Raw genomic sequence first — 19,995 nt, 5'->3', positions numbered from 1 at the left:
GAACAATGAGACCCGAGAAAAAAGTTAGCGTCACATTCGACCCATTCGGTCTACCGAAACGCATCTATTCTATAGCGTTGCCGAAGCGGGATTGATATCTGCAACACGCGCTATACCAGCTATTGGCGTAAGGCGATCTGACGGCCCGTCGATAAGTAATTTTAGTGTGTTAGCTCCATTCCAATGGCAGTGTCGACGGTCCGGATCCTTTCAAGAGCTTGTGGCTTCTGTGGGCCGTTGCCACAGCCGGCGGGCTGTCGAATTCGCCATGTAGCGGTGTTCTCATGTACCGCCTCATGCGGGTCGATGACATATGTGCGCAGGATGTGCGCGACATCCGATTGTGGTCTGGGGTGAAAGATCGGGGTTTATGCGTTCAACCTCGGCTAGGATGACGTCCTGTTCCCATGAGCCCGACCATGGTTTGTCAGCGTCTCGCTGGAGACAAACAAGCCTATGCGGCGAAATAGGCTTGATCGTTTGACCGCCCCTAAATCCTTATGGTTCAGCTGCTGCGCGGTTATGTTTCGGGTGAATGTCACCTAGCGGGTCGAACCCGACGCATTGTTTTGCTATTTTCTCGCTCGAATGATGGGATTGATAATTTGAAGCGACCGATAATACGTCAGAAGCCCAAGGGGCAGCTCGCCAAGCTTCTCGCCGGAGCAGGCGGCTTGTTGGCTGCCACCGTCTCGCTCGGCTATTCCCTCTATGAGAAGCGGGAATCTGAAATCGTACCGGAGGTGGAGGTCTCTACACCCATCGGAGCCGGGCGGTGGAAGGTGTCCGTCACCGCTGGCTCCTTTGTTACGGTCATGCCAAATGGCGGGAAAATATCACCAGGTAAAAAAGCTATTGCCCTCGATATGATACTGGAGAACGTCTCTTCGGAAAGCTCTAACCTCTATGCCGACCTGATCAAGATTACCAACGTCTCCGATGCGGCCAGACCACAATATTTCCTCAAGCGTGATCGGGCTATCCTATGGGATCTGCATCCACGGATGCCAGAAGCTGTAACAGCAGTGTGGGAAGTTTCCGATTCCCAAACGCTGCCTTATTCCCTGCAGCTTCGGGTCGAAGGCGCCGTCTTCAAACCTCGAGATAATTTATACGCCGCACCTGGCTGGTTTCCGTCGGGGAGCGTCGCGGAGATAAGATTGCCTCTCGCGAATGCGGGGCAGGGGGGATTGCCATGATGCGATCAGTCGTGCTGGGGGTGGGGCTACTTGTAAGTGCCGTGATCCTTGCAGCCTTGCAGGCGACGACGCCGCCTTATACCATGCTGACCGGGCCGATCGTGAAATCCGGCCGCCAGAGCGAGACAATTTCGAGCACAACATTCAGCGTGAAGATCAAAGGCGTCGTAAAAGCCCGGACGATCGCTTTTCAACGATTTGGGCGGCCAGCTGATCTGCAAAGCTCAGGTATCTGGGTCGTTGTCAGCGCGGAACTGCACGCCTTTCAGAGAACTATGCCGATACGTGCGGCGACCTTGGTCGGCGGGACGGGCCGCATGTATCGCCAGTCACACAGGGCAGGGGAGGCTCCAGATTTACTCTCAGCGAAAATGTTGCAGCCGGGACTGCCGACGACTGGCGTTTTCGTGTTCGAGCTTCCCGAAGACGAAACGCAAGGCATGAAACTTCTTCTGTCCGAGCAGTTCGATCCGCAGTTGAAGGATCAGGTCCGCGTCTCGCTCGAGAACGACAACCTTAAGCTTGCTCCGCGCGAAAAACTGGAGATTGGCAAGGATGGTATCTAACCGCGAAAGAAGAATGTGGTGGCTGTCACTTGCCAGCCTGCCTGTTCTCGTCGCGGCTGCGGTCGCAATAAATGCGTGGCGCAATGCCGCCGATTACAGGCATCGTGTAGAGACCGATATCGCGCAAGGCGCTGACCAACTCGATTACGCCGGCGCCCGATGGCAACTCGATAAGGTTCGTCTGATCGGCGATGGCCGGGATACACAAGTGCGTTTTCCCGGCCAGATGCGGCTTGTCATTGTTCGGATGGAGGCGACTGCCACTCGCGACATCGGAGAGGACTGGGGACAATGCGAGGTCAGTCTGACGGACAGCGTGGGACGCCGCTGGCTGCCGCTCGATGTCAGCCTTTCGAACGACATCAGCCGCGACCTTGACCCGAAAGTAACTCCAGTCAGTGGTTGTGGGATCACCTCGCTGACGCCGCCCCGTCAAGACCACGCAGCCTTGATCGAGGAGAAGTTCGTGGTTCCCGCGAACGCAGTTCCGTCCCTATCTGTTAGACTGAGTGTCGCAGCCTCGCGACCGAAAGCGATCGGCTTTCCACTCAAGCTTAACTGACATCACGCGGTGTGCTCATTCTGTTGTCGCCCTCGCCACTCCCGTCCCTGGCTGAAACCGATTTCGAGCGTTGCGGCCAGAAGGCATATCTTGACCGGCGTAATGAGCAGGCCTTCGCCCGGATCGCTCGGCGTGCCGATGAACGGCGAGATGACTTGTGCGATGATCTGCCAAACCGGTAGCTCATGCGGGCCGATGAGCTGCGTGAGCTCATACCAGGTCCAGGCCGCTCCCCAGTCCAATAGCCGATAGAGGACAATGGCAACCACAACCGGGGCAATACCGGAGTTCAGCGCAAGACCGATCCCTTCGGCAAGCGCGCGATACCGCTTCAGCGTGCCAGAGATAAAGTGCGAAACGAAATCGCGGATGGATTTTGGCAACGCTTCCCAACGGGATAAAGCGCGAGAAACTCGGTCGCCACCACGATCACGCTTACTGTCGATATCGTAGCCATAGACGAGAGCTGCGATCGTTAGCCAAACCACCGGATAAAGTGCGTAGAAAAACAGGCTGGTCAGCACTTTCCCGATTGGCGGAGGGGCGAATTCCGGCGGAGGGGCAAGGGCCTGTTGGGCGGTGGCGTCGGTTATCGGCGCAAGGAAGCTGAGAAGCCCGCCGATCGTTTCCGGCAGGTGGCTGAACCATGTGCGGATATCATCCTGCCATTCGGAGATCACGAAAACACCGATAAAAGCCCAGTTAGCTTCGCAGATCACGATCAGAACCGGCCAGATCGAAGAGCGAGACCGCTTGTGCATCGCCTTCGAGAAACGCCGCACCGCCCAGGCGGCAGCAACCGGCAAAATGAGCCATGACCCCTCCGATACATTCAGCAGGCCAGCGCTTTCGCCCGCCATGAACAGGGTAAGCGACAGGCGGGAGTAATCCCTAATGGTGTCGCCGAGAAAACCCCACGCAGCGTAGAACGCGAAGAATGGGACAAGACTGAGGGCAAGCGCGCCGATAAAATTGCGTGTCCCCGTATCTATCCTGTTGTCGACATGAGTCTGGCCGGTCACCGCACGCGATGCGGCATCGAGCGCCGGAAGGCCCGGTCTGACAGTCTCGAACAAGGCAAGGATGACTATGAGCTTAACGAGAACGACGATCGCAAGCATCGACAGTCCGGCAAGTGAATTCCAGCGCCCGATCAGGGCGGCAATCTCATTCAGTAGCAGATTTCCTATGAAGCCTAGCAGCCAAAGCGCTGCGAGTTGCGGCCAAAAGCGCCATAGCAGAGCACCCGTCAGTCGTAGCTGCAGGAATGTGCTGTGAAGACAACCGATGGGTTTGGCCAGTTGATCGGAATACGACATCCCTTGCTGATATCACGTTAGAAAGGCGAGACAAACAAACTCGGCAGTTCCTGACCGATAGCGCCCGTCGAATGATACGGAAGCTTGATCGCGTCGCGATCGGGGGCTCCACGCTGAAACCATCGCTCGTTGGGCTTCCGGTTCAAGAGGAGGCGTTGCGAAGCCGCCGAGATATAGGGGAACCATGGCGATGAGTTCGGCATAATCCGTTACATTCTCAAAGCGCTTCGCGGCCTCTGCTCTCTGGTCAACTCGTCACCAGGAGCCCATCAGCAGAGATTTCGTTAGATCAACTCATGATCGCCACGATAATGATTGCCGCGAAAGACAGGAATATAACGCACCCGACGATAATCGTGATGAGCGCTTGCGCTGAAATATAAGTGCCAGCAATACCTCCGATAACACTAGGCCACCCGCTTTTTCCACTCTGACTGCTCACTGGATAACCGCATGCAGGGCAGGCAAAGGCTTTGTCAGATACCCGGCCCTCGCATTCCGGACAAACAATAAGCGCCATATCAATTCCCTCCGATTACGAATTCAACACAACGGTTTTTCTGCCGCCCATTTGGATCGTCTGCGCCCGACGCCGTTTGGTTGGGGCGACGGGGGATCGCTCACCCTTGCCCGCGGTGGTCATTCCTCCCTTGACCTCAAGTTCAGTTGAGGTTGTACGAATTTTGAGGCGGTCGCATCGCATCAGAGGCGACGCAGTTCCAGGGAGGTTGTCGTGGTCAGGTATTTTCGCAATTCGAAACCCAAATATTCCTTCGGAACACGGCTTATTGGAGCCGCCGTTTTGCAATTAATAGGCTCCGGACTTTTGGCGTCCATTTTCTCCCTGCTGGATACATTTTTGGACAAGCCAACAATAATTCTCGGTCACTTCATGCCATGCTTGGTGGGATGCATTCCTGGCTTTCACTTTGTGGCTTTTCGTCGGGCGGTCACGGACGGCCAACCTAGTCTTATCGCAACATTATTCCTGGCATTTGGGGCCTTTTACTGGCTTGTGTCGTATTCCTTGCCTGACCTTTTGCTAGCAAGATCGATTTCCGGATTTGGACTGGGGGTGGTTGTAGCGGGAGTTTTCCGACGGCGCTGTCTGGAAAATCCCGTAGTCCCACGCGTTCGATAAACACTCATTGTCCTTTTGAAGGACGTGTACATTGCCGGCTGATGCCCTCACAGCAATTCCCTAATCGCTCGACATGCGTTCTGCCCGAGCTTCGCATCCGCCTCGTCGCTTCCGCCATGGGCATGGAGTTTTGATCGTTGTGTCGTCTCGCCGGGCAGGAGAATGCGATGCCCAGCATCTTTATCGAAGATCAGCGTAGCCTGTCTTCCATGTGCCTGCCTCGACTGGAGTATCTGTCTCGCAAAATATCCTGATGGCCAAAGCGCGTCGTCTCCACAAGCCACAAGGATCATGTCGGCAGGGGACGATTCGACCGGAATTCTGGCTCGTTCGTTTAGCTCAACATCGTAGGAGAGGCATTTCTCGAAAAACGACCGATAGGAAACAAGGCCATCCCGGTAGTCTTTCTACCAGTTGATATCGGCCGGAACGAAGTCTAGTGGGCTACGCTTGAAAGACCAGGATGATCGTTCAGGCCACGATATACCGTCCACTCCCGCTCCAATGTTGCCCCAGACCACGGAACTTGGACTGATTGCGATGACCACGTTAATGCCTGAGTTGGTACTTTGAAGCAAAGCGCCTCTCACCTTGCCTTCCAGTTGCTCGACGTCGTAAGCGACCATTTTCTGTCTCTTCGTAAGCGGTCTGTGGATCATGTGCGCTACGACCACATGTACGACGCGCCTCTAAGACTTTGCAGGTTCAGACAGGGCCGTCCATCTTATATAGACCCATCGTCACCGTAGCGAGGACCAGCAGGCTAGTTTCGTAGCTCCTGCCGCAGGAAGCTATCGACGTCCTTGTTCGCTTGCGCCGTGGCGGAAGCGCTGTATTCGAGCCGATGACCGAAGTAGACCGTGCCCGGCTTTGCCGCGGGGACATCGAAGTCGTGGAAAGCTGCAGGGTAAACAATGAGCCGAATCTCTGAACCTTTTTCACTCAAGTTAGCCAGCCTCTGTCCGCATTTGGCAGGAGTGTTGATGTCCACCAGAATGTGACCCGCTTTTTTATTTGGCAGTGGCCCACCAGATCCGACGTAGCGTACTGTATGCAAACAACTTTGTTCCGGCATGTGTGGATCACGGCCAATGGAAAAGTGGTGCAAATCGAGTTGAAACTCGACAAACGCCCCAACGAGGAGCAACTCCGCTGTAGCGGCCATGGCCGTCTGTTTATACCATTCGTGATCATTGGTGCTGTCCCAACGCCAGCGACTACAACGAGCAAATCTCAAAGTGCCCCATGTCTCTTCAAATTTCGAACTGGGCTTCGAAAACAGGCCCAACGCCCTGAGAATACCCGGCGGCTTTTTGTCGTCCACGACCCTGTACGAGCGGAAGCGGACGTTGACGGAGGAGGCCGCAAATTAAACCTGCGGCTCTGGGAAATTTGACTGTTGGTCATGTTTCCGTCAGCCGGCCGGTCTTGGGGGGTGACGAGAGCCAGATAGATGAGCTTTTGCCTTCGCATACTTCGCGCTTGGAGTTGACGAACAGGCAGCGATAGCGGAGGAGATGGGTGCGCACGATGGTACGCAGCCACGTTGTTCAGTGTAGTGAGGCGCTTGCCGCAAGCCGCTCATCCTTATCGTGCAGCGCGAAGCGGTCAATCATATCAGCACTCGCTTCGTTGAAGCCAAGAATATCGACCTCGTCGCCCGCCAGACGGAACTTGAGCACGACCTTGTCCAACGCGCCAATTGCGGTGATGTCCCAAAGATGGGCCTTGGTAAGATCGATGATGATCCGCTTACCCTTATCGGTGAAGTCGAAAGCGTGGATAAAGGCTTGTGCCGACGCAAAGAAGACCTGCCCCACTACTGCATAGGTGACACTGTTTTCTTCGGGATTCTCCAAGCGAGTGACCCTGAACAGACGGGCTACCTTGCCAGCAAAAAAGATGCCGGACAGCAGGACGCCAACGATCACGCCTTTCGCCAAATCATGCGTTGCGACGACGGTGATGACCGTCGCCAGCATGACGACGGATGACGGAAGCGGGTGGCGTCTCAGGTCGAGGATTGACCGCCAGGAGAACGTACCAATGGAAACCATAATCATAACCGCAACAAGCGCGGCCATCGGGATGATCTGGACGAGGTCGTTAAGGACGACGATTAGGAACAACAGGAAAGCTCCCGCGACGAACGTTGAAAGCCGTCCTCGACCACCAGATGTTACGTTGATGACCGACTGTCCGATCATGGCGCATCCGCCCATGCCGCCGATGAGTGCCGAGGCGATATTCCCTGCGCCCTGTCCAACGCATTCTTGACTCTTGTTGCTGGGCGTATCCGTCATGTCGTCGACGATCTGGGCGGTAAGCAGCGATTCCAGCAGGCCGACAGCAGCGAGCGTCACCGAGTATGGGAAGATGATCTGTAGTGTCTCCCAGGTCAACGGAACCTGCGGAAGCATCAGGAATGGGATCGAAGACGGAAGTTCGCCGAGGTCGCCGACGGTGCGTAGGTCCATGCCAAACCACCACGCCATGGCCGTGAGGACCGCGATGGCCACGAGCGGCGATGGAATTGCCTTGGTCACGTATGGAAAGAGGTAGATGATGGCGAGGCCGGCTGCGATCATCACGTAGGTGAGCGCTGGGACGCCGATAAGTTCAGGCAACTGGGCCATGAAGATCAGGATCGCAAGCGCGTTGACAAAGCCTGTGATGACGGAACGGGAGACGAAACGCATCACCCGACCGAGCCTCAGCCATCCCGCGACGATCTGGATGATACCCATAAGGATCGTGGCGGCGAACAGATACTGAAGGCCGTGCTCCTTGACCAGCGAGATCATGACAACAGCGGTCGCGGCCGTTGCAGCAGAGATCATGCCGGGTCGGCCGCCCACAAAGGCCGCCACGCAGGCGATTGCGAAGGAGGCGTAGAGGCCAACCTTGGGATCGACGCCCGCTATTACGGAGAAGCCTATCGCTTCCGGGATAAGCGCGAGAGCGACGACGATACCCGAAAGCACGTCGCCACGGATGTTGGAGAACCACTCCTGACGGTAGTTTGAAAAAGTTTGCATTGATGATTTTTCACAGTTGATGCAACGGGCCGAGCGAAACTCGGTCCTCGAAAACGGAATAGGTTGCGTTGCTGTGTTGTCTGGCGGATCGGCGGCCAGAAGAGCCACCCGGAGTTTCACCGGGTCCTTGTGGATGACGCTAAGTAGCTCACGCAGGCCAGTTTTGCAATTATTTGTTGGTCTGAACCAAACACGAAACATTGGACGCGGCGGTCAAGGTGCGGATGCGACACCGTTTACGATGATGGTGACGATCAAGGGAAAGAAATACTGGCTACGGCGAGCCGTCAATGCGAACGGTTATGTCCTCGACGCTCTGCTGCAAAGCCAACGAAACATGGCGGCGGCCTTGCATCTGATGAGAAGCACATCTCGTGTCCGTTACCTTTGGCAGGAGCTTTAGACGGCGGCAGATGATCTGTTCACAAGGATTTTACACGCTTCGATATAGGGGCTGGGCTGGTCGCTATTGATGCCCATGGCACCGTAGCCGCTCCCTATAACGAACATGGATTGTTTCGCGGTTGGGTCACCGCGTCCGGTGAAGGATCAGTGGCAACTCGCGACAGTATCTATCAAGTTGCTCTCTAGTCTGATCAATTCTCACCGTGGACCTCGCGGACGAGATTCAGCCAGGCTTTCGCTGCGCCTGACAAATAAGCGTCACGACGCCATGCTATGGCCATAATCCATTCAGTTCCCGCGTCATCAAGCAAGACTTGACGAACAGAGGAGTTACGCCGTTGGATTGCGATCATGCGGGGTAGAAAAGCAACCCCTAAACCGGCGCCGACAAGCCCGATCATGAAGTCTATCTGGCTACTCTGCGCGATTATGTTGGCCTCGAACCCGGCACGCCGACTGGCGTCGAGGATCACGCGGTGCAGGGCAAATCCATCCTCGAAAAGAATGAATGGGGTGTCCTTGAGATCGCTAAGCGAGATAGAACGGCTGTCTGCGAACCGGTGATCCGCTGGAAGCAGTGCCACCAAGGGCTCGCGTGTCACCGTGTGCCAGTCAAAGTCCGGCGAAGTCGGCAGCAAAACGCCAGCAAGGTCGATCTCGCCGGCGCTTAAGCTCTCCTGGAGTTGAGCGCTGCCATGCTCGACCAGTCGGACTTCGATGCCGGGATAACGTTGCCTATAGACAGCAAAAAGCGGCGCAAACAGTATGCTGCTACCGACAGGCGGAAGACCTAGCCGCAGCGCTCCCTGCTTAAGTTCACGGATTTCATCGAGCTCGGCGAGCAGATCGTCACGGCCGGCGAGCAGCTTTACGCCATGACGGTAGACGACTCTTCCGGCTGCGGTCAGCAAGCTACGATGGCCGATCCGATCGAGCAACGGGAGGCCGAACTCGTCCTCCAATTGCTTTACCGCCTTGCTGATGGTGGACTGAGTCGCGAACACGGTCCTTGCGGCTTGGGAAAAGCCGCCCTGGCGCACTACCTCAACGAATGCTCGTAACGTCCTGAATTCCATATCCAGTCCATATCAGAATATTGTGTAGTCAATCAATTCATTTTCATCATACTGCGTTGCGATATATGGTCGCCTGCATCAGAGAGGTGCGTCCATGAGCAGGCAACGGCAGACAATAAGATTTATTCATCACAGCAGATTGCTGCAGGTTAGCATCGTCGTCGCATCTTGGCTGACGGGTGAGGAGTTGGTACGTTTTTTTGCCCTCCCGCTCCCTGGTGTCCTACCCGGACTTGCGTTGTTGCTTCTGTTGCTCATGTCACGACAACTGAGTGTTGTCAGTATGCGGCGCGGGGCAAACTGGTTTCTCGGCGATATGCTGCTGTTCTTCGTGCCAGCTGTGCTGGCGGTGCTGGACCACCGCGAGTTCTTCGGCCTCGTTGGCCTCAAGATAGCGTTCGTTATCCTGCTCAGCACTGTGGCCGTAATGATAATGACGGCCTTTGCCGTCGATCTTAGTTATCGTTGGAGGGTTGGCCATGTCCGCACCACACCAGATCTTCATTGAAACGGCCATTCACGGACTGGCCTGGTCGCTCGTAACGATCGGATTTTATTGGGCCGCGAAGAATGTTTACCGGAGATGGCCCCGCTGGTGGTTGATGCCTTTGGCCGTGGCGCCGGTCCTCGTCGCTGCTGCTGTCCTGTCTTTCCATGCGACCTATCAGGAATACATTCGGGGGACGAAGTGGCTTGTGCTACTGCTCGGTCCCGCGACCGTCGCGTTCGCTATCCCGATATACGAGCAGCGTGCCCTGATACGCCGGCACTGGCCGGTGCTGCTGATCGGTATGCTTGTCGGCAGTCTGACCGCGACCGTTTCGAGCTGGGCGCTTGCAACGCTGGTCGGGCTGGACCACATGATCGTTCTTAGTCTCGTGCCGCGCTCTATCAGCACACCCTTTGCCATGGAGGTCTCGGGCGATATTGGGGGCGTTCCAGATCTGACGGCGGTGTTTGTCGTCGTGACCGGCATCGTCGGAGCTGTCATCGGTGATATGATCCTGGCGCGCATCCCGATTGCCTCGGTGCTAGCGCGCGGAGCTCTCTTTGGCCTTGGCGCTCATGGTGCAGGCACGGCTCGCGCGCAGCAGATTGGCGAAACTGAAGGGGCCGTGGCGGGCCTCGTCATGGTGCTGGTCGGGCTTTTGAATGTGATTGCGGCGCCGCTCGTCGTACACCTAATTTAATCGGGCCTGCAATTCGTATCAGCACGCCGAACCCCATTCGATAGCCTCGTGAAGTGCACACCGTTTCGCCGGGCCGCTCGGCTAGCTTGGATTTATTCGTGATAAACTGCTGAGGGAAGCCATCTTGAGCCCTGAAAGGGGGATAGGTGCACCGGGACGCTTATGCAATTTGGAAGCGCGGCGCACTTTCAGCCGTTCCCCGCTTAAAAGGGCGCCAAGATTGTCGTCGGCGCCTACTATCGGCTCAACCCAAGCCCTTGTGACCGGTTAAGCTGCCGTCTGAGTGCGTGGTCATGGCTAAGCTCGGCCATGCGCGTTCGGTTCACGATACGGGCGGTCATCTGGATCTGCTCGGCCTGTTTTGCGAGCTCCGGACGTGCCTCGAGTTCTTCGACGAACCTGCGAGGATCAGAACTACCGAACCGCCGCGTAAGTGCATCGGCCACCTGCCTGGCCTCATCAAGCGCGGCTTGCCCCTCAGGCGACGATCGCAGCTCTTTGATGAACTTGCCTCGCTTGTCGACCTGCATCTTCTCCACCTGGGCAAGGATTTCGGCGCTGCGCGGGGTGAGGCCTGGTACCTCGATCACGTCACGCTGTTCCCGCTGCCACTGCTCGCTTTGACGTTCCTCGGCAAGCCGGCGTTCCCATGCCTCGGAGACATAACCGATATGGGCGGAGAGAGACCTCGCATATTGCAGCGCCTCTTTGCGCTCCTTGTTGTTGCCGAACAGACCTGACTTGCCGCGCAGGTCTCCGAAGCGCTCTGGCTGCTCGGCCATGGCCTTTGCCATGATCTTGCCATTGCCTTCCTTCTCGGTCATCGCGGTGCGCAGTCTTGCAGCGACTTCCTCTGGATCACGGAACGCACGCCGCACGAGAGATTCCACCGTATCGAGCCTCTGATCGATAACGGACGTCGCCCTTTGCTGCGCCACCTCTTCGATGCTGCGGTCGTAACGGGTAATCGCCGGCACAAGCGGAGCTGGCTTACCGGGTTCCAGAGAATTTTGCTGGTCGGAAGCTTCTATGGGGGCAGGGACGGCGCCGTCTTTCGACATGAGGTCGGACCACCGGATGCGGCGATAGCCTTTGTTGTCCTCAGTTCTATGCTGATCTTCGCTGCGAACAGGGCCGGCCAGATCGCCGGCACGTTCCTCGTCAACCTGCTGACGCTCTGATGGCCGGTCCTGCTGCTCCCGTTGCAGGTGGGCCGCACGGGACATGACCTCTTGGCGCGCATTTTGGCCGGACGCAAGCTCGATCTCGCTCCTGAGCCCGAGCTCTTGCCCGATCCATCTGCCGCTTGCGATCCCGCGCCGCTCGGCAAAATCGCTGATGTAATCCAGCGTGGTTTCCTTGGCGCCGGAACGCGACAGGCGGCTAGCCAGCTTCTGGTAGGCGAGTTCCTCACCCTTGACGACACGCCATGCATTGCGCTCTGCCTTTGTGCCGTCCGGAAGCGTGACAGGCGTGGCGCCTTCATGCTGCAGTCCGATCCTGTCACCGATCGCGGGTGATGCGTCTCGCATGGCCCGTTTGAGATCAACGCCCCACACGGTATGCCGCTCTCCCTTGTCATTCTCCAGCGTCACAAAATAGCTGTCGCGTGACTGCGGATTATGCTCGTAGGGCGCAACGCCGTGATCAACCAGCCGGCCCGCATTCGTGAACTCCGTGATGTCGGCATAGAGCTGCACGCTGTCGCGATGCCTTGTCATGGCGACATAGGCCAGATGCCGGTCCATGGTGCCGGACGCCAGCACAAAAGCGCGATCGACCGTCGCTCCCTGGTTTTTATGGATCGTGGTCGCATAGCCATGGTCGATCGCCTGATAGCTGTCTGTTGGAATGCTGACACTGTCGCCGTCTCGACCATCGAGCCGAGCAACGATCCGACCCTTCTCGACATGCTCGACGGTGCCAAGCATGCCGTTTTTGACGCCGAGGTCGCGGTTGTTTTCGAGGAAGATGATCCGGTCACCGGGTGCGAAAGCGCGTTTGCCGTTACTGGTCTGGAATGTGAGTTCCTCACCATCCCCACGGCCCGCACCGTCGCTCAGCTCGGGGCTGCTCCCGAACTGATGGCTGCGATCGAGATTTTGCCGGTTCTGAAGCTCGGAGCGGATGGCGGCATTGAGGGCGCGCACATCGGCCCGGCGATGCGCCATGGCAACCCGGGTGCCATCCGGACGCTCAGAACTGCCGGCAACATAATCTCGCACGATCTGCGCCATCGCTTCGTCGCGGCTTTCCGCAAAGTGGATGTTGCCGTGATCGCGATAGGCGGCCAGGCCCTCGGCCGTCTTGTGGGTCGCAAAGGCAACTGATGCTTGCCGCTGCCAATCATGGCGCTGGCGGCGAATGTCGGAAAGCTCGACATGGCCAATCTGTTCGGCAATCGCCCTGAAGGGTGCACCGGCTCCAATTGCCTGCAGCTGCTCGTGGTCGCCAACAAGCACGATCTTTGCGCCGCGCTCTTCCGCCTCGCCGATGAACCGGGCAAGCTGCCGGCTTCCGACCATGCCGGCCTCGTCGATGACGAACACGTCGCTGCTGCCGATAACGCCCCGACCATGATCCCAGCTGTAACTCCATGACGAGAGCGTGCGGCTCTCGATACCGGAGCTTTCCTCAAGACCCTCGGCGGCCTTACCGCTAAGTGCTGCACCATGGACCTGATAACCTTCAGCCTCCCACGCCGCACGCGCGGCTGCGAGCATGGTGGACTTTCCAGCACCTGCAAATCCGACCACAGCCGCGATGCGTTCTCGCCCGGTAATATGCGCGATTGCCTGGCGCTGTTCATCCGACAATCCTGATGACGGATCGCTCGCGGCCACCATTCCGCCAGCGCTTTTGCGAAGAGCGTGATCCTGTTTTTCTATCGCACGTTCGACATGGCGAGGATCGACGCCATGGGAATGCGCCTGATGCAACCGGTTCGCCGACTGCGCCATTGCGAGTTCCAGATCGATCATCTCACGCGTCGAATAGCGCGCATTGGAAACGTCGCCTGTCTCAGGATCGATGCGCTCAGCCTGAAGTTCCACCAGCGCTGTCGAGGCCATCACAGCTGCAAAGGCGTTCCGGAACATTTGCGCGTCATCGTTGATATAGCGATGCAGGGTTTTGGCAATATCGTGCCGATCGAACACGCTCTTCTCGTTGCTGATCAGCGTCAGAACCTGTTCCGGTTTTTGGCGGATCAGCTCGGCATTTTGCCGTGCCGCCTCGTCATCCAGCCGGCCGCGCTCGACGGCCATTCCCTGCTGTTGCATCTGCGAGGCATGCACGCCCATATGTTCGGTCGGCGACAACTCAAGACCGCGCTCCACATGCGAGCGATGGTCGATGCGAACGTCCAGGCCTTCGCGCTGAAGCTGACGGTTGGCGATGCCTTCCCATGACTGCCGGATATCGCGCAGCTGCATGTCGGTTGTCGCCATGCCATGTGCCAACAGCCGTGCGTTCTTGTGCTCAAGATAAGTTTTCTCCCCAAGACGGGTTCTGCCAAGCTGTCGCGTCGTCATCAGCACATGAGCATGGTAGTTCCTGATATCACCATGCTCGCTGGGTGAATGGATCGCAAAATCCACGGCTGCGCCATAGCGGTTTGCCAAATCCCGGGCAAAGGCGCGTGCCGCCTTCAGTCGCCCTTCTGGCGACAGCTCATGCGGAAGCGCGATTTCGAATTCGCGGGCGACGCGGGCATCTTTTCGCTTTTCTGCAAACTCGGCAGCGTTCCACAAAGCCGAACGATCAAAGGCCCACTCGGCAGAAAGACCGTCCGGCAGCACGATCTCTTTATGCTCGACGCCCTCTTTGCGGGTGAAGTCATGAACAAGGCCATCGCGCTGATTGGTGAGAAGAACCGCGCAACGGTAGGCGGCAGATGCGACGGCACTTCGGCCGGATGAGCGCGAGACAGGCTTGGTGCTGAGATGATAAATCGCCAACCGAAATCTCCGGTCCTCAAACGGGGAAATTCAGCGCTCAACTGCGGTGCAAGTCGTAAGTGCGCCCTTGTCTGTTTACCGGTGGCGAGGTTAGCAACATCGAAGAGGCATTTCGACTACTAAAAGTAGTGGTCGAATAAAGACAATCTCGCGTTTTCGGATAGGTGCCAAACGCATCGGTTTGAAGAGGAAAATTCCCGCGCTGAAAAATGGGGCATTCGGTCAGGTCGATGTCCGCGGACATCAAGGCTTGGATCTATGGGCTCTCCGAGGCCTGAACGAAAAGCGAAGGCGGCGCCGTGTGCTTCGCGTCATCAATTTGAAATCGAGCAATGATATCGTGGCATCGATCCCGAAGGTCTCAAGAGAGCGGCCGATGCAGGACGTGGCGACGGTAGGGCTTGATATAGCCAAGCAGGTTTTCCAGGCGCATGGAGCAGATGCGAGCGGAGAAACCCTTTTCAATAAGCAGATCAAACGAGAGAACGTTCTGGAGTTTTTCAGCAAGCTCAAGCCATGCCTGATCGGAATAGAGTCCTGCGCTACAAGTTATTATTGGGCACGGCAGCTAGTAGAGTTCGGTCATGACGTCCGCTTGATCCATACCAGTTACGTGAAGCCGTTCGTGAAACGGGGCAAAACTGATGCCAATGATGCAGAGGCGATCAATGTTGCGCTTACGCAAAAAACAATGCGCTTCGTACCGGTCAAAACCCTAAACCAACAAGCGGCGATTACGAGTTTTCGAACTCGCAGCCTTTTTGTTTCACAGCGCACGCAACTCGTAAACGCGCTGCGGGGGCACCTAGCGGAGGCCGGCCTGGTAACGGCAAAGGGCATTCAAAATTATTCTAGATTACTCAAATTGATGGAAAGTGCAGCAGATACCGTCCTGCCTACCGTTATGAAACAAGCTCTCACCGACATTTGCGACCAGATACGTCGATTGAATGATTTGGTCAAGAAACTAGACAAGGAGATTGAGCGACGTGTCAAACACGATGAGAACGCGTGTAGGCTTCTGACGATACCTGGTGTTGGCCCGAAAACTGCGATGTGCGTCATTGCGATAGTTCCGGATATCCATCGGTTTCCCTCTGCTCGCCATTTCTCTTCATGGCTGGGTCTTACTCCTCGCACGCATTCAAGCGGAGGCCGTTCGGTTTTAGGGCACATTACGAAAATGGGGAATAGCGAACTCCGAACGATGCTTTATCTCGGGGGCACAGCAATCATGATGCGAGATAACAAAACTCCAATCGGTCGTTGGGCCGGTCGATTGCGCGCGAGACGACCGTACAAAGTTGCCGTTATCGCTGTGGCAAATCGTATAGCGCGCATCATTTGGGCTCTTTTGACAATTGGGGGAGTTTACGATCCGACATACGGCCGAGAAGCCTCAGCGTGACGCAGTGATAATCTTGGGCGTTTGAATAGGTGGTGGTCGGCGGTAAGCTAACGGGTAGCGTACTAGAGAGCGAATTGTCCGAATCATGAGATGTACCTCGAGTACGGGCCTGTTGTAGGGATTTGCTCTGCGTTTGAAGGGGTGGCAATCGTAACAGGTCAAGCCGTGATAATTGCTGCAGCGCTTACGATGCTCTTGCCTTCGGTCTTCCATCTAGCGGGCCGCTTCAACCAAAGGGGGCGGCCCGCACTCCTGTCTGAATGGTGATGGCCGCCTCCATGAGGTGAGCGGCAGTGCAGGCGGGCATCTGGCTGCAGCGGTTGGACAGGGTGCGTCGTTAACGGTCCTTCGTCACCTCTACGCTCCACTCTGTCGGCCACGGTATGGCGCCCGGAGCGCCTGCGATTGGGAAACAACCGGGAAGCGATATGCAACCTAGGATAAAGTACCATTGAATGTTCGCTATTGAGGAATGAAGGTATTCCAATACCATATGCGCAAATCAGAGCCGTTTGCCCCAAGATCAAATGTGCATCGTCCAGAAAGACAGGCATTCGCTTGGTGGCTACCAAAAATCGAAGTTTCAAAGGCCTCTGGAATGGCCCATACAGGACACCGTCGATAAGCGGAGCAGACATGAAGACCAGCCTTGAACATTTGCCAGAACGAAAGCAACGCGAGCTCGCGCGCGTCGTCGGAATTATTCAGGAAGAGTTTGCTGATCTGGTGGAGCGCTCGAAGTCTGACGCCAAGAAGGATGGACGGATTTTCAAAATCATTCTGTTCGGTTCCTACGCACGTGGCACCTGGGTGGATGAACCGCATACGTCGAAAGGTTACCGATCGGATTTCGATATCCTCGTCATCGTCAGCAACAAGGAACTTGCCGATCCCAAATACTGGGACAAGACAACAGACCGGCTGATGTGGGACAAGGAGATCGAGACGCCGGTTAGCCTGATCGTGCACGGCGCTCGCGAGATCAGCAATTTCCTGCAGGAAGGGCAATACTTCTTCAGCGATATTCGACGTGATGGCATTGCTCTCTACGAACTCGACGATAGGGAACTCGCCGAGCCAAAGAGTCTCACGGGCGAGCAGGCATATGAGCTGGCAAAAAGACATTATGCCAGCCGCCTCGGTGTCGTTGACAGTTTTATAGACCACACGCTCTTTGCTCTGCAGAAGCACAACGCAAAGAGCGCAGCTTTCATGCTGCATCAATCCATAGAGCAGGCCTATTCCACTCTGCTTTTGACCCTCACCAACTACAGCCCTGCCAGCCATAATCTGAAATTTTTGCGAGGGCTGGCTGAAGGGCAGGATATCCGCCTCGCCGAGGCCTGGCCGCGGGATCACCATCGGTTTCAGTCGTGGTTCAACACGCTGAACGAAGCCTATGTGAAGGCCCGCTACTCCGATCATTATGAAATTACCGAGGAGGCTCTGACCTGGCTGACTGCCAGAACGTCCATCCTCTACGAGCTCGTCAACACGGTCTGCCGCGAGCACATCGAAAAGCTCGAACAGGCCGCGAAAGCCAGCGACTGAGCTTCACCGGTGACACAACAATCCTTAGCTCAGATAGCAGCCACCACAGCGTCATGAACCATAGGGTCCAACCTCAACTTTCAATCGCTATGTCGATCTCCTCATAGAAACTGGTCTGTCTTCCGGGAGCAAAGCCGCAGTCAACAGCGGCAGTTCCGGTGCGACCGCAATCGAAAGGAACAATCGTGGCAAGGAAAACAATCGAACAGCGCCTGGCTGAACTGGAGGCGCAGCGGTCTGCATTGAAGGCCCGACTTTCGAAAACCGAGCGTAACAACGATATGCGTCGCAAGGTCCTGATCGGCTCGCTCGTCCTGCATCACCTGGAGACTTCGAATGATCAGGAGTTCAGCAAACAACTCGGTGAATGGCTGCGCCGCGAACTGCCAGGGTTTCTGAAACGCGATAATGACAAGGCGCTGTTTGTCGATCTGATCGGACCAGGACTGACAAACAAGGGAGAGGGTGGCGAAAGCGCGAAAGGGTATTCATGAACCGGTTGCGACTTTCTCGGGACGCATTCAAAAACATGATGCGAGCCGCCGCGCGTGATCCGCTTTGGGCATTTCTGGCTTTGATCACCATGCCCTTCCGGATCTGGAAACGGCTTCTTGGATTTATGTTCATCCTGTTCAACGTCACCTTTGTGATCGGCATGGGTGGCGGTCATTTCCTCGAGCAAACGGGTTTCGAGCGGGGCTCGCTTGTCCACATCATCCCGGGTCTCTTAACCCTGCTGGCGCTTGCCGTTATCACCTTCTGGTTCATCACCACCCCACTGATTTTGCATTTCGGGGAGAATGACGATGAGACCCATGGCTCCGCCCGCTTTGCGACAAACAAGGAGATAGCCGCTCTCACCTCATCCGGTTCAGGCCTTCTGATTGGTCGTGATACGAAAACGGGCAAGCCCCTGCGCTATGATGGCCCTGCCCATCTCCTGACGATGGCACCGACGCGTACCGGCAAGGGTGTGGGCACGATCATCCCGAACCTGCTGACTGCCGACCGTTCCGTGATCTGTGTCGATCCAAAAGGCGAGAATGCGAGGATCACCGGCCGTGCTCGTCAAAAATTCGGGCCCGTCCATGTGCTCGATCCTTTCGGGATCACCGGCAGACCCTCGGCAGCCTTCAATCCGCTGGCCATGCTTGATCCCCAAAACCTCGATGTCGCGGAAGATGCGAGTACCCTTGCCGACGCTCTCGTGTTCGACGAACCGGGAATGGCGGGGGAGGCGCATTGGAACGAGGAGGCAAAAGCGCTGATTGCCGGATTGCTGCTCGAGATCGTTTCGACGGAGCCTTTGCGATTCCGGCACCTTGCAACACTTCGCGAGTATCTCACCCTTGCTCCGGAACAGTTTGTAGCGCTGCTGAAACGGATGCAGGACAGTGATGCGGCAAGAGGTCTTGTCGCCCGCGCCGCAAACCGCCACCTCGGAAAATCCGATCGCGAAGCTGCAGGCGTTTTGTCGGCAGCCCAGCGCCATACGCATTTCCTCGATTCACCGCGCATGACGACCGTCCTCAGCCGCTCGGATTTCCGGTTTGCCGATCTCAAGCGCAGCAACATGACGGTGTTCCTCGTGCTTCCGCCTGATCGTCTCTCGACCTATTCGCGCTGGCTGCGCCTGCTTGTTTCCCAAAGCCTGCTCGAAATGGCTCGCGATCCGACAAAGCCAGCGACACCGGTTCTTTATCTGCTCGATGAGTTCGCATCGCTTGGGCACTTAGCACCAGTCGAACGCGCGATGGGTCTGATGGCGGGGTATGGTGTCCAGCTTTGGCCCATCCTTCAGGACATCCATCAACTGCGTGCCACGTACGGTCACCGCGCCGGAACTTTTTTGTCAAACGCCGGCGTGCTACAGGTTTTTGGCGTCAATGATCATGATAGCGCCCGCCTCATCTCTGACTTGCTCGGACAGGAGACAGTCGTGTTCCAGACAATGGCGAGAGCGCTTGATTCCGATAAGACCGGGATTTCCTATAGCCAACAGCATACCGGCCGGCCGCTGCTTACCCCTGATGAGGTACGCAATCTGCCGGCGAACGGACAACTGCTGTTCCTTGCCGGACAGCGGCCAGTTTTTGCCGACAAGCTTGCCTATTTTGCCGACCCGGAGTTCAGGGAGATGTTCGACCTGGTCTGACGGGAACGGGACAAAAGGCAGATCGGCAACCCGTCACACTATCGTACGCGCGGCCGTCAAGCAATCTTGACCGTAGCGGGAAGTGGAGATGGCCAGATAAGCCCCGAGAACAGGCGTCCACGGCAACGGAATATGGGAGCGGTGAACAAGCCTGTCCCGACGGGAACGCGCTCCCCAAAGCGCCGAAGTGAGCGGCAGGACGGGGGTGCGTCTTGCTGTGAAGGAATAAAAGTGGAGTCTTGCTGCGTGTTTTCAACGACAACGACCATGAAAGCGTCCGCTGTATCGTTGGCGCGGCCCGGATCGGGATGGGCGAAACAGGCCGGAGCTATAGAGGACTGCTCTATTCACGGTTCTCTCGTGCTAGGCGAGACAGCCGATATTTTTAGGAGCGCATATGATCCGTGTTACGACATAGCGGGCTCT

The 19,995-nt window shown here is 56.6% G+C and carries 14 protein-coding genes, 2 pseudogenes and 1 other annotated feature; of the genes and pseudogenes, 10 read left to right on the top strand and 6 right to left on the bottom strand.

All coding sequences use genetic code 11. The annotated features are described in order from the left end of the window. Positions 1-674 precede the first annotated feature (674 nt). The 3 genes from ACFVTJ_RS24130 to ACFVTJ_RS24120 are packed head-to-tail and all read left to right on the top strand — an operon-like array spanning position 675 to position 2,327. A complete protein-coding gene (locus ACFVTJ_RS24130) occupies positions 675-1,199 on the top strand; it encodes a hypothetical protein (protein ID WP_386911044.1) in 525 nt (174 codons plus the stop codon). Beyond that, complete coding sequence (locus ACFVTJ_RS24125; RefSeq protein WP_386911045.1) at positions 1,199-1,765, top strand: hypothetical protein; 567 nt, start codon at positions 1,199-1,201, stop codon at positions 1,763-1,765. The genes ACFVTJ_RS24130 and ACFVTJ_RS24125 overlap by 1 nt, the downstream gene beginning before the upstream one ends. After that, positions 1,755-2,327, top strand: a complete 573-nt coding sequence (locus tag ACFVTJ_RS24120; RefSeq protein ID WP_386911046.1) for a hypothetical protein — start codon at positions 1,755-1,757, stop codon at positions 2,325-2,327. The genes ACFVTJ_RS24125 and ACFVTJ_RS24120 overlap by 11 nt, the downstream gene beginning before the upstream one ends. A gap of 2 nt (positions 2,328-2,329) precedes the next feature. On the opposite strand, the gene ACFVTJ_RS24115 is transcribed toward ACFVTJ_RS24120, so the two are convergent. From ACFVTJ_RS24115 to ACFVTJ_RS24100, 4 genes and pseudogenes are all read right to left on the bottom strand, one after another. Next, a complete protein-coding gene (locus tag ACFVTJ_RS24115; RefSeq protein ID WP_386911047.1) occupies positions 2,330-3,646 on the bottom strand; it encodes a hypothetical protein in 1,317 nt (438 codons plus the stop codon). A gap of 1,188 nt (positions 3,647-4,834) precedes the next feature. Continuing rightward, a pseudogene (locus tag ACFVTJ_RS24110) lies at positions 4,835-5,170 on the bottom strand (acyl-CoA thioester hydrolase/BAAT C-terminal domain-containing protein); the annotation flags it as partial. Positions 5,171-5,550: 380 nt separating this feature from the next. Then, on the bottom strand, positions 5,551-6,111 hold the full coding sequence (locus tag ACFVTJ_RS24105; RefSeq protein ID WP_386911048.1) for a hypothetical protein: 561 nt from the start codon (positions 6,109-6,111) through the stop codon (positions 5,551-5,553). A gap of 226 nt (positions 6,112-6,337) precedes the next feature. After that, positions 6,338-7,825, bottom strand: a complete 1,488-nt coding sequence (locus ACFVTJ_RS24100) for a SulP family inorganic anion transporter (protein WP_386911049.1) — start codon at positions 7,823-7,825, stop codon at positions 6,338-6,340. A gap of 74 nt (positions 7,826-7,899) precedes the next feature. Further along, positions 7,900-7,955 (bottom strand) — a sequence feature (sul1 is cis-regulatory element that is thought to sense ions involved in sulfur or methionine metabolism; They are found in Alphaproteobacteria). 111 nt (positions 7,956-8,066) lie between these two features. Here ACFVTJ_RS24100 and ACFVTJ_RS24095 point away from each other — a divergent pair. Beyond that, a pseudogene (locus ACFVTJ_RS24095) lies at positions 8,067-8,189 on the top strand (DDE-type integrase/transposase/recombinase); the annotation flags it as partial. A gap of 232 nt (positions 8,190-8,421) precedes the next feature. On the opposite strand, the gene ACFVTJ_RS24090 reads toward ACFVTJ_RS24095, so the two are convergent. Next, positions 8,422-9,306 carry a LysR family transcriptional regulator gene (locus ACFVTJ_RS24090; protein ID WP_386911050.1) on the bottom strand — a complete coding sequence of 295 codons (885 nt, stop codon included), beginning with the start codon at positions 9,304-9,306 and terminating at the stop codon, positions 8,422-8,424. 94 nt (positions 9,307-9,400) lie between these two features. On the opposite strand from ACFVTJ_RS24090, the gene ACFVTJ_RS24085 reads away from it, so the two are divergent. Then, positions 9,401-9,814, top strand: coding sequence for a CidA/LrgA family protein (locus tag ACFVTJ_RS24085; RefSeq protein ID WP_386911051.1), 414 nt, complete (start codon positions 9,401-9,403; stop codon positions 9,812-9,814). Next, positions 9,786-10,496 (top strand): LrgB family protein, encoded by a 711-nt coding sequence (locus ACFVTJ_RS24080; RefSeq protein ID WP_386911052.1) that lies wholly within the window; start codon positions 9,786-9,788, stop codon positions 10,494-10,496. Before ACFVTJ_RS24085 ends, ACFVTJ_RS24080 begins: the two co-directional genes overlap by 29 nt. A gap of 236 nt (positions 10,497-10,732) precedes the next feature. Here the strand turns inward: ACFVTJ_RS24080 and traA are convergent, their stop codons facing one another. Beyond that, positions 10,733-14,455, bottom strand: coding sequence for a Ti-type conjugative transfer relaxase TraA (gene traA / locus ACFVTJ_RS24075; protein ID WP_386911053.1), 3,723 nt, complete (start codon positions 14,453-14,455; stop codon positions 10,733-10,735). Between the two features lie 301 nt (positions 14,456-14,756). Here traA and ACFVTJ_RS24070 point away from each other — a divergent pair, with 301 nt between their 5' ends. The 4 genes from ACFVTJ_RS24070 to ACFVTJ_RS24055 all read left to right on the top strand — a co-directional run bounded on the left by ACFVTJ_RS24070 (position 14,757) and on the right by ACFVTJ_RS24055 (position 19,569). Continuing rightward, complete coding sequence (locus ACFVTJ_RS24070; RefSeq protein WP_386911054.1) at positions 14,757-15,863, top strand: IS110 family transposase; 1,107 nt, start codon at positions 14,757-14,759, stop codon at positions 15,861-15,863. 636 nt (positions 15,864-16,499) lie between these two features. Next, the gene (locus ACFVTJ_RS24065; protein WP_065660187.1) at positions 16,500-17,414 is read left to right on the top strand and encodes a nucleotidyltransferase and HEPN domain-containing protein; all 915 of its coding nucleotides are present in this window, start codon (positions 16,500-16,502) and stop codon (positions 17,412-17,414) included. Between the two features lie 185 nt (positions 17,415-17,599). Continuing rightward, positions 17,600-17,908, top strand: a complete 309-nt coding sequence (locus ACFVTJ_RS24060) for a mobilization protein (RefSeq protein ID WP_386911055.1) — start codon at positions 17,600-17,602, stop codon at positions 17,906-17,908. After that, positions 17,905-19,569: a type IV secretory system conjugative DNA transfer family protein gene (locus tag ACFVTJ_RS24055; protein ID WP_386911056.1), complete on the top strand. Its 1,665-nt coding sequence runs from the start codon at positions 17,905-17,907 to the stop codon at positions 19,567-19,569. Before ACFVTJ_RS24060 ends, ACFVTJ_RS24055 begins: the two co-directional genes overlap by 4 nt. Positions 19,570-19,995 lie beyond the last annotated feature (426 nt).

The sequence above is a fragment of the Agrobacterium sp. NPDC058088 genome, assembly GCF_042885035.1.
In the GTDB taxonomy this organism is placed as follows: domain Bacteria; phylum Pseudomonadota; class Alphaproteobacteria; order Rhizobiales; family Rhizobiaceae; genus Agrobacterium.
This window is presented reverse-complemented; position numbering and strand designations above follow the sequence as displayed.